Source organism: Rothia nasimurium (assembly GCF_928381705.1).
In the GTDB taxonomy this organism is placed as follows: Bacteria; Actinomycetota; Actinomycetes; order Actinomycetales; family Micrococcaceae; genus Rothia; species Rothia nasimurium_G.
Map to the genome: position 1 here is coordinate 35,771 of NZ_CAKMSR010000011.1, position 13,672 is coordinate 49,442.

The 13,672-nt window shown below is 60.7% G+C and carries 12 protein-coding genes; 7 read left to right on the forward strand and 5 right to left on the reverse strand.

The genetic code is table 11. The features are described 5' to 3' along the window. The 5 genes from L6762_RS09590 to rpmH all read right to left on the reverse strand — a co-directional run bounded on the left by L6762_RS09590 (position 1) and on the right by rpmH (position 2,588). The gene (locus tag L6762_RS09590) at positions 1-531 is read right to left on the reverse strand and encodes a protein jag (RefSeq protein WP_237187028.1); all 531 of its coding nucleotides are present in this window, start codon (positions 529-531) and stop codon (positions 1-3) included. A gap of 23 nt (positions 532-554) precedes the next feature. After that, positions 555-1,526 (reverse strand): membrane protein insertase YidC, encoded by a 972-nt coding sequence (gene yidC / locus L6762_RS09595; RefSeq protein WP_237187029.1) that lies wholly within the window; start codon positions 1,524-1,526, stop codon positions 555-557. A 58-nt stretch (positions 1,527-1,584) separates the two neighbouring features. After that, the gene (yidD, locus tag L6762_RS09600; RefSeq protein WP_237187030.1) at positions 1,585-1,989 is read right to left on the reverse strand and encodes a membrane protein insertion efficiency factor YidD; all 405 of its coding nucleotides are present in this window, start codon (positions 1,987-1,989) and stop codon (positions 1,585-1,587) included. Positions 1,990-1,992: 3 nt separating this feature from the next. After that, a complete protein-coding gene (rnpA, locus tag L6762_RS09605; protein WP_237187031.1) occupies positions 1,993-2,355 on the reverse strand; it encodes a ribonuclease P protein component in 363 nt (120 codons plus the stop codon). Between the two features lie 95 nt (positions 2,356-2,450). Continuing rightward, positions 2,451-2,588, reverse strand: a complete 138-nt coding sequence (rpmH, locus tag L6762_RS09610; protein WP_083091541.1) for a 50S ribosomal protein L34 — start codon at positions 2,586-2,588, stop codon at positions 2,451-2,453. Between the two features lie 496 nt (positions 2,589-3,084). Here rpmH and dnaA point away from each other — a divergent pair, with 496 nt between their 5' ends. The 7 genes from dnaA to L6762_RS09645 all read left to right on the forward strand — a co-directional run bounded on the left by dnaA (position 3,085) and on the right by L6762_RS09645 (position 13,634). Beyond that, a complete protein-coding gene (dnaA, locus tag L6762_RS09615) occupies positions 3,085-4,656 on the forward strand; it encodes a chromosomal replication initiator protein DnaA (protein ID WP_423817121.1) in 1,572 nt (523 codons plus the stop codon). Positions 4,657-5,115: 459 nt separating this feature from the next. Continuing rightward, complete coding sequence (dnaN, locus tag L6762_RS09620) at positions 5,116-6,243, forward strand: DNA polymerase III subunit beta (protein ID WP_237187032.1); 1,128 nt, start codon at positions 5,116-5,118, stop codon at positions 6,241-6,243. Positions 6,244-6,279: 36 nt separating this feature from the next. After that, positions 6,280-7,473, forward strand: a complete 1,194-nt coding sequence (gene recF, locus L6762_RS09625; protein WP_237187074.1) for a DNA replication/repair protein RecF — start codon at positions 6,280-6,282, stop codon at positions 7,471-7,473. A gap of 18 nt (positions 7,474-7,491) precedes the next feature. Then, positions 7,492-8,085 carry a DUF721 domain-containing protein gene (locus L6762_RS09630; protein ID WP_237187033.1) on the forward strand — a complete coding sequence of 198 codons (594 nt, stop codon included), beginning with the start codon at positions 7,492-7,494 and terminating at the stop codon, positions 8,083-8,085. A 299-nt stretch (positions 8,086-8,384) separates the two neighbouring features. Further along, positions 8,385-10,412 (forward strand): DNA topoisomerase (ATP-hydrolyzing) subunit B, encoded by a 2,028-nt coding sequence (gyrB, locus tag L6762_RS09635; protein WP_237187034.1) that lies wholly within the window; start codon positions 8,385-8,387, stop codon positions 10,410-10,412. Between the two features lie 74 nt (positions 10,413-10,486). Continuing rightward, complete coding sequence (gyrA, locus tag L6762_RS09640; RefSeq protein WP_237187035.1) at positions 10,487-13,138, forward strand: DNA gyrase subunit A; 2,652 nt, start codon at positions 10,487-10,489, stop codon at positions 13,136-13,138. Further along, on the forward strand, positions 13,128-13,634 hold the full coding sequence (locus L6762_RS09645; RefSeq protein WP_237187036.1) for a DUF3566 domain-containing protein: 507 nt from the start codon (positions 13,128-13,130) through the stop codon (positions 13,632-13,634). The genes gyrA and L6762_RS09645 overlap by 11 nt, the downstream gene beginning before the upstream one ends. Positions 13,635-13,672: the final 38 nt, after the last annotated feature.

A 13,672-nucleotide genomic window follows, 5' to 3' on the forward strand; every position in this document is an offset into this window, starting at 1 on the left:
TTAGTCCTCCGCCGGCATGATGACGATATGGCGGTCGGGGCCAGCGCCTTCGGACTCGGAGTGGAGGCCGTGGGCTGCCACGATGTCGTGTACCAGCTTGCGCTCGTAGGAGCCCAGGGGCTCCAGGTGCACGTCGTCACCGGTTTCTTTGACGCGGGCAATGGCGGTTTCGGCCATGTCCACGAGAGCCTTCTGGCGGCCGGCACGATGCTCAGCGATGTCCAGAATCAGGCGGGTGCGCTGGCCGGTGGCAGCCAGCACCGAGAGGCGCACGAGCTCCTGCAGGGCGTCCAGCACTTCGCCGTCTTCACCCACGAGGGCAGAGAGTTCAGTGTTATTGCCGTCCTCGGTTACAACCGAGAGGTAGGTGCGGCCGTTGCGCACCTCGATGTCGATGTCGCCGTCGATGTCTGCGATGTCGAGAAGTTCTTCGAGGTAGTCAGCGGCGATGTCGCCTTCGTCCTCAAAGCCCTGGTCGGGGTCGGTATCTAGGACGTCATCTGCGGCGGTTTCTTCGTAGGCTTCAGTCATGGGGGTTCCTCCTGTAGCTGCCGCTATTTCTTCTTGTTCTGCTGCTTTTGGCGCTTCTTGCTCATAGGCTGCTGACGCTGGCCGCGGTTAGCGCGCTCACGCTGGGCTTCGAGCTCGGCTTCGTGCTGCTCCTTGGTCTTACCGACGGGGGGCAGACCCTTAGCGGCGCGGCGCTCGTTGAGCTCGCGCTCAGCCTGGGAGCCGGGGGTGGGGTTGTTCTTGATGACCCAGTACTGCTGGCCCAGTGACCAGAAGTTGGAGACGGTCCAGTAGACGAGCACGCCCAGGGGGAAGTTGATACCCGAGATGGCGAAGACCAGGGGCAGCACGTAGAGCATGATCTGCTGCTGGCGGTATATGGAGGACTGCTTGGCGGCGTCCGACATGTTCTTCGCCGAGAGCTGCTTGGTGATGTAGAACTGGGTGGCGCTCATGAGCACTACCATGATGGCGGCGATGATGATGGTCGCTGCGTGGTTGCCATCGCCGGGGCGCATCATAGTGGAGAAGAGGGGTGCGCCGAAGATGTAGGCGTCGTTGAACTGCTCGACCTTGTCGTTGGAGAGCATGAGGATGCTCTCATTGTTGGCAGCTGCGCTGGGTACACCGTTGAGTACCTGGAAGAGGCCGAAGAAGATGGGCATCTGCACCAGGATGGGCATGCAGGAGGCCAGGGGGTTGGAGCCGGTCTTGCGGTAGAGTTCCATCTGCTCCTGGGCCATGGCCTGGCGGGAGAGCTGGTCGGTCTTGCCCTTGTACTTGGCCTGGAGCTTGGCCAGTTCGGGCTGCAGTTCCTGCATGCCGCGCATGGCCTTGATCTGCTTCATGAAGAGCGGGATGGTGAGGGTTCGCATGACCAGGGTCAGGCCGATGATGGCCAGTACCCAGGTGACGCCGGACGCGGGGTCCATGCCGATGGCGGTGAAGAGTTCGTGGAATGCCCAGAGAATCGCCGAGACGATCCATTTGAAGGGCCAGAGAATGATGTCGAACATAGTTCTCTCCCTGGCTCGGGTGTGTGAGCCGGTTGTGGTGGACTGCAGCCAGTGCCTGTTAGTGGTTCAGGTGCTGGTGCGGGTGGTTTAGAAGTATTATTTTGGGTTCGGTGCCGGGGGCGAAGGTGCGCCGCCCGGGTGGAACCGGGTCGAGGCCTCCGGTGGCCCAGGGGTGGCAGCGCAGTAGACGGCGGACGGTCAGCGAGAGGCCGCGTATGGCGCCGTGGGTGGTGAGCGATTCGAGCCCGTAGGCTGAGCAGCTCGGATAGTACCGGCAGACGTTGCCGTAGAGCGGCGAGACGATGGCGCGGTAGACCTTGATGAAAGCGATGAGGACGTTCTGGGGCAGGGTGATAGCTGCCTGAACGATGGTGGTGGGCACGACGAATTCGTGGGGGGCGTTATCGAGCAGGACGTCTTCGTCCGCGGGTGCCCCGGCGGGGTGCTGGTGGGAGGTGCTCATGGGTTAGAGCTCCTCTCGGGCGGTGGCACCGAGTTTTTTGAGGGTGGTGGCCAGCGCGCTGGTCAGGTCTGTTTCGAGGTCGGTGTAGGGGGCGGACGCTGCCGGCGGCAGGGCTCGTACGACCACCTGGTAGCCGGTGGGGTTTTCGGCGACGAAGGGGGCGATGATGTCGCGGAGGCGTCGCTTGGTTTTGTTGCGGGTAACGGCGTTACCGACGGCCTTGGAGACGATGAAACCGATGATGGTTGGTTCTTCGCCTGTTTTGGCTGTATATAGAACTAAGTTCCGACGCCCTGAGCGGGCGCCGGAACGTGTAGTTGCTGAGAATTGAGCCGAAGCTCGCATCCGGTTCTGTTGTGCCAGCACGTAGTCTCCTTTGTCTTTTCGGTCGTCTCTCGGCGGGCTGCGTGGTCACGCTGGCCTGCACAAGGGGCTAGGCCGAGGCGAGGAGATGTGAAGCCTTATGCTGAGAGGCTTGCGCGGCCCTTTGAACGACGGTTCGCGAGGATGGCGCGGCCTGCACGGGTGCGCATGCGAAGACGGAAGCCGTGCTTCTTGGCGCGGCGGCGGTTATTCGGCTGGAAAGTCCGCTTGCTCATTTGGTTACTCCAAAAATGGTTGGTACGGGGGCCAACCTTTCAACAGTTCTTCGAACAGGTTGACGCTTCTTGCTCGTGTGTTAGCTCCGCCGCGTAAGGGGCGGATATCAGGCCTTAGATATAGGCATAGTCCTAGCACACTTTGACTAAACAACTCTAGAAGAGGTTGTGATATAAGGTCAAGCCCGCTAGGGGTAGGTCTTTAATCACAGGTAGGTGGGAGAGTTTGCCCACACCTGTGGATAGCTTGCGAGCGCGCTCGCCCTAGCGAGAGTTATCCACAGGCGCACCGGGGAAAGTTGTAAGTTACAAAAACTGCGGTTTTGAGCTAGCGGTGCGCGGTTTAATCACATACTGTAAACAGGTACTCCCCTCGTTAAATCACAAGTTTTCCACCCTGTGGATAACATGGTGATAAATCGGTGGGCCCTGCGGCTAAGCTGTGGGTAAGTTTTTTGCGTGACCTGAGATTAAAGGAGAGCCAGTGGGCGATTATATGGACCCGGAGCTTCAGAAGAAGTGGATGCACCTGGTAACCCTGTTGCGGGCAGATACTTCGGTGGCTCAGCGTCACCGTGCGCATATTGGCCTGGCTCAGCCTCACGCTTTTATGGGTAATGTGCTGCTGATTGCGGTGCCGAGCGAGTTTACCCGCGATATTTTTCAGCACGAGCTGAAGGAGACCCTGCAAGAGGCTATTACTGCAACCTTTGGCCAGGGGGTGACCGAGGCTTTCATTATTGATACCAGCCTCGAGAATTCTCCTGAGAAGGTGGCGCTACCCGCAACCGAGCGTCCTGCTGCTCCGTCTTTCCCGGCGTCCGTTGAGCGGGATCCGGCTTCCCACGCCGGTTTCGACGAAGCTGCCCACCAGCGTCCGGACGCCGCCCCCACCTTTGGGCAGGCACCGGCGGCTCCCGAGTTTGCCCAGGTCAACCACGAGGCAGAGCCCCTTGAAGAGCCTGTTGAGGCAGGCGAGCTGATCGAGGCTCCCGCAGAGACGGGGGAGGCAAAGACCTGGGACTCTACCGCGCGCCTGAACCCCAAGTACACCTTCGATAGCTTTGTGATTGGCCAGTCCAACCGTTTTGCCCACGCGGCTGCCTTCGCGGTGTCCGAAACCCCGGCGTCTGCCTACAATCCCCTCTTTATCTACGGCGGCTCGGGTCTGGGTAAGACCCACCTGCTGCACGCCATCGGCCACTACGCCAAGAGTCTCTACCCCGGTTTGCGGGTGCGCTATGTGAACTCTGAGGAGTTCACCAACGACTTCATTAACTCCATTCGCGACAACAACGGTATTACCTTTAAGCAGATTTACCGCAATGTCGACATGCTCTTGATCGACGATATTCAGTTCTTGGCTGGGAAAGATAGTACCCAGGAAGAGTTCTTCCATACCTTCAACGCCCTGCACAACCACCAGAAGCAGGTGGTCATTACCTCTGACCTACCGCCCAAGCAGCTGACCGGTTTTGCAGAGCGTATGCGCTCGCGCTTTGAGTGGGGTTTGATTACCGACGTTCAGCCGCCGGAGCTCGAAACCCGTATCGCGATTCTGAGTAAGAAGGCCCAGAATGAGGGTCTTGATGTACCCGATGACGTGATGGAATATATTGCCTCGCACATTTCCACCAACATTCGTGAGCTGGAAGGCGCGCTGATTCGTGTGACCGCTTTTGCCTCCTTGCAGGGGCAGCCGGTGGATATGCAGCTGGCGGAGCAGGTGCTCAAAGATCTGTTGCTGGACGACGGTGCCCAGGAAATTACAGCATCGCAGGTGTTGCAGGCGACGGCAGAGTACTTTGACGTAACGATTGATGACCTGCGGTCGAAGTCCCGTAGCCGCACTCTGGTGAACGCGCGTCAGATCGCCATGTACCTCTTACGAGAGCTCACCGATATGTCGCTGCCCCGTATCGGGCAGGAGCTGGGCGACCGTGACCACACCACCGTGATGTACGCAGATCGCAAGATTCGTAACCTCATGGCAGAGCGTCGACCTATCTTTAACCAGGTCACAGAGCTTACCAACCGTATTAAGCAGGGGTCTCGTGACGCATCCTAACCCTAAAAGGCCTAGTCACAGGGTTGTAGATAACTTTGAGACTTAAGGGGTTTTAATGTGGATGTTAAGTGCATGAATATGCAAAGCCTGTGAAGTTCGGTGATTGCATAAATATCCATCCACTATTCATTCACAGCGGAGACGGGTTTTCTGCACAGGCGCCCCACAAGCACTTGGTTGAGATTCCGGGCTCAAACGGGGTTTTCCACAGTTTTCACAAGGGTTATTAACACTACGATTCTTAAAGAAAAAACGTCAAATAACAAAAAATCTGTGCTCGTGCTGCCGGGCGGGGTTGAGCTCTTGTAATTACAGATTTTCGTGAGGGCTCTTTGGTTCAGGGTCACGGCTTGTAATTACAGAAAAACAGCTTTAGTGCCAAGGTAGTCCGGTAGACTGGACACCTGAACTGTGCCCGTTTAAGGGCTTCTCATGTTTAAAGCTTTGGAAGGTGCTCCAGTGAAATTTACTGTCGAACGCGATACTTTGGCCGAGGCCGTCAGCTGGACTGCCCGCTCCCTCTCCCCCCGTCCGCCTGTACCGGTACTCTCTGGCCTGCTCATCAAGGCAGCAGCCGGTGAAGTGTCTATCGCCAGCTTCGACTACGAGACCTCAGCCAAACTCAACATCGCAGCCGATATCGCTGAAGAAGGCGAAGCCCTGGTATCTGGCCGTCTGCTTGCCGATATCTGCCGTTCGCTGCCCAAGTCTGACGTGCTCTTTGAACTGCGTGAGGGCAAGGTTCACCTCTCCTGCGGTTCTTCTAACTTCAACCTGTCGTCCATGCCTGTAGCTGACTACCCCGAGCTACCTGCCCTCCCCGCGGTATCAGGTACCGTTGAGGGCTCTGAGTTCGCCAAGGCTGTTACCCAGGTGTCGGTAGCAGCGTCGAAGGACGACACCCTGCCGATTCTGACCGGTGTACGCATGGAAATCGAGGGTGACCAGATCACCCTGCTCGCAACCGACCGCTACCGTCTGGCCATGCGCGAGCTGACCTGGAACCCCGCAGACGCTTCTATCTCAACCGCTGCGCTGGTCAAGGCTAAGACTCTTTCTGAGGTCGCCAAGACCCTGGGTGGTGCAGGGGAACTGTCCATCGCCCTGTCAGATGCCCATGAGCTCATCGGCTTTGAATCTGACTCCCGCCGCACCACCAGCCTGCTGGTCGACGGTGAATACCCCAAGATTCGCTCCCTCTTCCCCGAAGTCACCCCCGTGCACGCGATCGTCCGCACCTCAGACCTGATGGAAGCCGTCCGCCGTGTCTCCCTGGTCGCTGAGCGCAACACCCCCGTCCGCCTGGCCTTCAGCCAGGGCCAGGTCACCCTGGACGCCGGTACCGGCGAGGACGCCCAGGCAACCGAGGTGCTGCAGGCCCACCTGCACGGCGACGACATCACCGTAGCCTTCAACCCCAGCTACCTCTCCGAAGGTCTGCACACCTTCGCAGCCAACAAGTTCGTGCGCTTCTCCTTCACCGACCCCCGCAAGCCCGTTGTGCTCTCTGAACAGGACGACTGGCAGGCTGAGGACGAGAAGAACTACCGCTACCTGCTCATGCCTATCCGCCTGCAGAACCAGTAAAGCCGCAGGTCAAACCGCTATCTCAAGGAGGGCGCGCTGTACATCGACCACCTTTCGTTGATGGACTACCGCACCTACCAGCTCCTGACTCTTCCCCTCACCCCCGGCGTCACCGTCTTTCTCGGGTCAAACGGGGTGGGCAAAACCAATATCGTTGAAGCCATCGACTACACTGCGCAGCTGGCTTCTCACCGGGTTAGTCAGGACGCCCCGCTGGTACGTGTGGGCGCTGACCGCGCCTACATCCGCACCCGCACGGTCCGCGGCAACCAGCAGACCGTCCTTGAGTTTGAACTAGCCCCCGGCAAAAGCAACCGGGTACGCATCAACCGGGCGGCGCCCGTCCGCGCCCGTGAAGCCCTGGGCGTCACTCGCACCGTGCTTTTCTCACCCGAGGATTTGCAGCTGGTGAAGGGGGACCCCGCCGGGCGACGCCGTTTCCTTGATGATTTGGCGGTATCCCTGCGCCCCTCTGTTGCCGCCTACCGGGCGGACTACGAGCGGGTTTTGCGCCAGCGGAATTCCCTGCTCAAATCCATGCGCTCGCGGCGCAGCACCGGGGCCGAGGACTCCTACACCCTGGAGGTCTGGAACAAGCAGCTGGCGGACGCCGGTGCCCACCTTCTGCAGGCCCGACTACGCACCCTGGCCCTGCTTCTGCCGCAACTACAGAGGGCCTATACCGAGCTCACGGACGGTTCCAAGAATGTGAGCCTGGTGTACGATTCCACTGTTTTCCCGCCGATTTCAGCTAACCTTCTGCCGACCGCAGCCCTGATGGGGGTAGATGATCTGCGGGAGGCTATGTTGCGCGGTTTTGCCGATAAGCAGCGGGAAGAGCTGGAGCGCGGCGTGACCCTGGTGGGACCCCACCGCGATGATCTTGCCCTGGAACTCGGTGGCATCCCGGTCAAGGGTTTTGCATCCCACGGGGAAAGCTGGTCGTATGCCCTGGGTCTGAAGCTGGCCTCCTGGTACGTGCACCTGGCAGATAACGATGCCCCCGGCGCCTCCCCCATCTTGATTCTTGATGACGTCTTTGCTGAGCTCGATACCGCCCGCCGCCATAAGCTGGGTGCTATTGTTGCCGGTGCTGAGCAGGTGCTGGTGACCTGTGCTGTAGCAAGTGATATCCCTGAAGAACTGGGAGAGATTACCCTGGTCAGGGTTGAACCCGGCAGGGCCCGAGTGGAAAGCTCCCCACTAGGTAATATTCCAAATCAGGAATAATTGGGCAACGGGGTAAATATGGTTGATTCAGAATATGATGTAGAAGCAGTGGATGCTCCCCATGCCCTGCTCAGCCGCATCCGGGCTGCCAAAGAAGCCCGCGGTGAACACCGGGTGCAGGGCGCTGCCGGTCGGAAAATTATCAAGGACTTCGGCCGCGTCATGAACGCTGAGCCCGGCACCAAAGTGCGTCGCTATGCCTCAACAGGATCAACCGGCCAGCTCGGTGGCTATACCGGAGCTGGCCCCAGCGCCCGCGACCCGCAGAGCCTCGGTGGCCTGCTCGACCGCGTCATTATGGAGCGGGGCTGGACCACTCCCCTAGCGGTTTCCTCGGTCATGGCCCGCTGGGATAAACTGGTCGGCCCCCAAATCGCCTCGAAAGCTACCCCCGAGAGTTTTGAGGACGGGGTGATGACCGTCCGCTGCGAATCAACCGCCTGGGCCGTGCAGATTCGCCAGATGAAATACGACATCATGCGCCGCTTCAACGGGGAGCTGGGGGACGACGTCGTCAAAGACGTGCGCGCCTTTGGGCCAGCAGCCCCCTCCTGGAAAAAAGGACGGCGGGTTGCCCCCGGCGGACGCGGCCCCCGCGACACCTACGGGTAGAAAACCCAAGAGCGCAAATTACAAAAATCGTTTCTGCGCCCCTGACCCCCTGACCCTGTGAGAACCCACAGCATCGGGGTTCCGGTCGCTCTAGCAGCGAGCTAGGGCTCTTCTGGCCCTAAGTACCCCTCTAAAACATCACAAAACAGGTTCAAAAATAGCCCTGTGCGGTAGAATTGAGAGCAGAATACGCGCGCCTGCCCGCCCGTACAGTAGCCCCACCCCGCCGCCTTGAGCGCGGGCGTCCGCGCTGAACGGCCGCCGGTGCGAGACCGACCATGCAAGGAGCCTAACTACCTGTGGCAACTGAAGAAACCTCCCACGAATACGGCGCCGCCGACATCACGGTCCTCGAAGGCCTTGAAGCCGTGCGCAAGCGCCCCGGTATGTACATCGGTTCAACCGGCGAACGCGGCCTGCACCACCTGGTCTACGAAGTCGTTGATAACTCCGTCGATGAGGCCCTGGCAGGGCACGCCGACCTGATCGAGGTCGTCATTCAGAAGGACGGCGCAGTGCGAGTAGCCGACAACGGGCGAGGCATTCCCGTCGATGAGCACCCCACCGAAAAGAAGCCCACCGTCGAGGTCGTCATGACCATCCTGCACGCCGGTGGTAAGTTCGGTGGCGGCGGCTACGCGGTCTCCGGCGGCCTGCACGGTGTGGGTATCTCCGTTGTTAACGCGCTTTCGACTAAGGTCGAAACCGAGGTGCGCCGCCAGGGCTACAAGTGGCACATCAGCTACGCCAACGGCGGCCATACCGTCAAGCCCCTCACCCGCGGGGAGGCCACCGACGAAACCGGCACCACCCAGACCTTCTACCCCGACCCCGAAATCTTCGAAACCGTCGAATTCGATTTCGAGACCCTGCGCGCCCGTTTCCAGCAGATGGCCTTCCTGAACAAGGGCCTGACCATCCAGCTCACCGACGAACGCGAGCTGCACGAGGGGGATGAAGTCACCGGCGAAGAGAAGCCCGAGAAGCTGCCCCTCAACCAGGTGGGTGCCGATGCCAACGGCTACAAGACCGTCACCTACATGTACAAGGACGGCCTCTTCGACTACGTGAACTTCCTGAATACCTCCAAGAAGCTCACCACCGTGCACGATGACATCATCGCCTTCGAAAGCGAAGATACCGACCGCATGATGAGCCTGGAAGTGGCCATGCAGTGGACCACCGCCTACAAGGAATCGGTGCATACCTACGCCAACACCATCAACACCCACGAGGGCGGCACCCACGAAGAGGGCTTCCGTACTGCTCTAACCACCCTGATCAACCGCTTCGCCCGCGACAACAAGCTGCTGCGCGAGAAGGACGACAACCTCACCGGTGAGGATGTCCGCGAAGGTCTGACCGCCGTGGTCTCTGTCAAGATCTCTGAGCCCCAGTTCGAGGGTCAGACCAAGACCAAGCTGGGTAACTCCGAAGCCAAGGCTTTCGTTCAGCGCGAGACCATGGACCAGCTGGGCGACTGGCTGGAACGTAACCCCGGTACCGGTAAGGAAATCGTCCGCCGCGCTATCACCGCAGCCCAGGCCCGCCTGGCTGCCCGCAAGGCCCGCGAAACCACCCGCCGCAAGGGTCTGCTTGAAACCGGCTCCATGCCGGGCAAGCTCAAGGACTGCTCCTCCAAGGACCCCTCAATTTCAGAGATTTACCTGGTGGAGGGTGACTCCGCGGGCGGTTCAGCCGTGCGCGGCCGCAACCCCGAAACCCAGGCGATTCTGCCCCTGCGCGGTAAGGTGCTGAACGTCGAGCGCGCTCGCCTCGACCGCGCCCTGTCTAACGCTGAAATCCAGTCACTGATTACCGCCTTCGGTACCGGTATCGGTGAGGACTTCGACATCGAGAAGGCCCGCTACCACAAGGTCGTCCTGATGGCGGACGCGGACGTGGACGGCCAGCACATCACCACCCTGCTGCTGACCCTGCTCTTCCGCTACATGCGTCCGCTTATCGAAGCCGGCTACGTCTACCTAGCCCAGCCCCCGCTCTACCGCATCAAGTGGTCCAACGCCCCGCACGACTACGTCTTCTCAGACGCCGAGCGCGACGCTGCCCTGGAAGCCGGCTACGCCAAGAACCAGCGCATCCCCAAGGACAACGGCATCCAGCGCTACAAGGGTCTGGGCGAGATGGACTACACCGAGCTCTGGGATACCACCATGGACCCCGAGCGCCGTACCCTGCTACAGGTCAAGATGGAAGACGCCGCAGCGGCTGACCAGATTTTCTCCGTGCTGATGGGTGAGGACGTCGAGGCCCGCCGAGAATTCATCCAGCAGAATGCAAAGGATATCCGCTTCCTTGATATCTAGGGCTTTTTAGTGTGAATTAAGCGCTATATAGCCAATACGGAATATAAAAATCAAGGACGAAAAACGAGGAACTTATGAGCGACGAGAACACCACCAGCTCACCCCAGCCCGTCGAGGGCGATATCGTTACAACCGACGCAACCCCGGCACCTGCCGCCGGCAACGTTGAGGTTGTCGACCTGCGCTCCGAGATGGAGCGCTCCTACCTGGACTACGCCATGGCCGTCATTATCGGCCGCGCCCTGCCCGACGTGCGTGACGGCCTCAAGCCCGTGCACCGCCGCGTCATCTACGCCATGTACGACGGCGGCTACCGCCCCGAGCGCTCCTTCAACAAGTGCGCCCGCGTGGTCGGTGAAGTCATGGGTCAATACCACCCCCACGGCGACGCCGCTATCTACGACACCCTGGTGCGCCTGATCCAGGACTGGGTCATGCGCTACCCCCTGGCCCTCGGTCAGGGTAACTTCGGCTCCCCCGGTAACGACGGTGCAGCAGCTCCCCGTTACACCGAAACCAAGATGGCCCCCCTGGCCCTCGAAATGGTACGAGATATCACCGAGGACGCCGTCGACTTCCAGCCCAACTACGACGGCAAAAACCAGGAGCCGGTCGTCCTGCCCTCCCGCATCCCCAACCTGCTGGTCAACGGCTCATCGGGCATCGCGGTCGGTATGGCCACCAACATCCCGCCGCACAACCTGCGCGAGGTAGCCGACGGTGTGCAGTGGTTCCTGCAGAACCCCGAAGCCTCCAATGAAGAGCTGCTCGAAGCCCTCATTGCCCGCATCAAGGGCCCCGACTTCCCCACCGGTGCTACCATCCTGGGCCACAAGGGAATCGAGCAGGCCTACCGCACCGGCCGCGGCTCCATCACCATGCGCGCTGTGGTCAACGTCGAAGAAATCCAGGGCCGCACCTGCCTGGTCGTCACCGAACTGCCCTACCAGGCCAACCCCGATAACCTGGCCATCAAGATTGCCGAACTGGTCAAGGACGGCAAGATCACCGGCATCGCTGATCTGCGCGACGAAACCTCCGGCCGTACCGGCCAGCGCCTGGTCATCGTCCTCAAACGCGACGCCGTGCCCAAGGTTGTGCTGAACAACCTCTACAAGCACACCCAGCTGCAGGAAAACTTCTCAGCTAACATGCTGGCGATTGTGGACGGTGTACCCCGCACCCTTTCTCTCGATGCCTTCATCCGCCACTGGGTCAACCACCAGCTCGAAGTCATCGTGCGCCGCACCCGCTACCGCCTGCGTCAGGCTGAGGAAGAGGCTCATATCCTGCGCGGCCTGCTCAAGGCTCTCGATGCCCTCGACGAGGTCATCGCCCTAATCCGCCGCTCCCCCACCGCCGATGACGCCCGCACCGGCCTGATGGACTTCCTCGACATCGACGAGGCTCAGGCCCAGGCGATTCTGAACATGCAGCTGCGCCGCCTTGCCGCCCTGGAACGCCAGAAGATTCAGGACCGCCACGACGAGCTCATGCGCATGATCGACGAGTACAACGCGATTATTGCCTCTGAGGACCGCCAGCGCGCCATCATCTCTGAAGAGCTGGCCGAAATCGTCGCCCGCTTCGGCGATGAGCGCCGCACCAAGATCCTCATGGGCTACGACGGTGACATGTCCATGGAAGACCTCATTCCCGAGGAAGAAATGGTCGTCACCATCACCCGCGGCGGCTACGTCAAGCGCACCCGCAGCGACCAGTACCGCTCCCAGCACCGCGGTGGCAAGGGCATCAAGGGTGCCTCACTGCGCGGGGACGACGTGGTTCAGCACTTCTTCGTCACCTCCACCCACTCCTGGATTCTCTTCTTCACCAACCTGGGCCGCGTCTACCGCACCAAGGCCTACGAGCTCATGGAAGCCGGCCGCGACGCCAAGGGGCAGCATGTAGCTAACCTGCTGGCCTTCCAGCCCGATGAGACCATCGCCAAGGTTATGGAGCTCAAGTCCTACGAGGACGCCCCCTACCTGATTCTGGCCACCAAGAACGGTCTGGTGAAGAAAACCGCCCTGTCGGACTACGACACCAACCGTGCCGCCGGCGTCATCGCCATCAACCTGCGTGACGGCGACGAGCTGGTCTCAGCCCAGCTGGCCAGCGCCGAGGACGACCTGCTGCTGATCTCCCGCCAGGGCCAGTCCCTGCGCTTCACCGCCTCTGACGAGGCCCTGCGCCCCATGGGCCGCGCAACCTCCGGCGTGACCGGCATGAAGTTCCGCGACGGCGACGAACTGCTCTCAGCCAACGTCGTCACCGACGACTCCTTCGTCTTCGTGGTCACCGCTGGCGGCTACGCCAAGCGCACCCAGGTCGACCAGTACCGCGTACAGGGTCGAGGTGGTCTTGGCATCAAGGTCGCCAAGCTGGCAGAAGACCGCGGCGAGCTCGTCGGTGGCCTGATTGTGGGCGAAGAGGACGAGGTCATGGTCGTCATGCAGTCCGGCAAGGTCGTGCGTACCTCGGTCTCAGAAGTACCGGCCAAGGGCCGCGACACCATGGGTGTCATTTTCGCCAAGCCCGGCAAGAATGACGAGATTCTCGAAGTTGCCCGCAACTACGAGCGCAACATCGATGAGGCAGACGACACCGACGAAAACGGCGCCGAAAGCCCCGAAAAGCCGGCAGATGAAGTACCTTTAGAAAACAACACCACCCCGGCAGTAGCCGACACCGCAGACGCACTTGGAGGTAAGAGTGAGCACTAAAAGCACCGGAACCGCACCGCGGCCAGCGCCGCGAGCCGGCACCCCGCGCGCTGCCCAAGGTAAGGCACGCCCCCAGAGTGCGGCGTCCGCAGGTGCCCAGCGCAAGCCGCTGGTGCGCCCCGCCCCCCGCTCCAAGATCCGTCGCGCTCGCCTGGTCGTTGCCAAGGTAGATACCTTCTCGGTCGCCAAGCTCGTCTTCCTGCTCTCGGTCGCCATCGGTATCGCTACCGTGGTTGCAGCCGTTATTCTCTGGCTCGTCATGCAGGCCACCGGTGCCTTCCAGAGCCTCAATGACCTGCTGACCCTGCTCGGTACCACCGGTGACGCCGTAGACATCTCCCAGTACCTCTCACTGGGCCAGGTAGCTCTCTACAGCACCATCATCTCCGTGGTGAACGTCGTGCTCTTCACCCTGCTCGGCACCCTGGCAGCCATGCTCTACAACGTGGCAGCCAAGCTGGTTGGCGGCGTGGGCGTAACCCTCACCGACGAATAAACCAAAACCCTGCCTCGTGGCGCCCTGTAGATTCAGGG

Excerpts from the sequence above, each read along its gene's own strand:
- L6762_RS09590 (WP_237187028.1), bottom strand. The coding sequence starts at position 531 with ATGACTGAAGCCTACGAAGAAACCGCCGCAGATGACGTCCTAGATACC.
- yidC (WP_237187029.1), bottom strand. The coding sequence starts at position 1,526 with ATGTTCGACATCATTCTCTGGCCCTTCAAATGGATCGTCTCGGCGATT.
- yidD (WP_237187030.1), bottom strand. The coding sequence starts at position 1,989 with ATGAGCACCTCCCACCAGCACCCCGCCGGGGCACCCGCGGACGAAGAC.
- rpmH (WP_083091541.1), bottom strand. The coding sequence starts at position 2,588 with ATGAGCAAGCGGACTTTCCAGCCGAATAACCGCCGCCGCGCCAAGAAG.
- dnaA (WP_423817121.1), top strand. The coding sequence starts at position 3,085 with ATGGACCCGGAGCTTCAGAAGAAGTGGATGCACCTGGTAACCCTGTTG.
- L6762_RS09630 (WP_237187033.1), top strand. The coding sequence starts at position 7,492 with ATGGTTGATTCAGAATATGATGTAGAAGCAGTGGATGCTCCCCATGCC.
- gyrA (WP_237187035.1), top strand. The coding sequence starts at position 10,487 with ATGAGCGACGAGAACACCACCAGCTCACCCCAGCCCGTCGAGGGCGAT.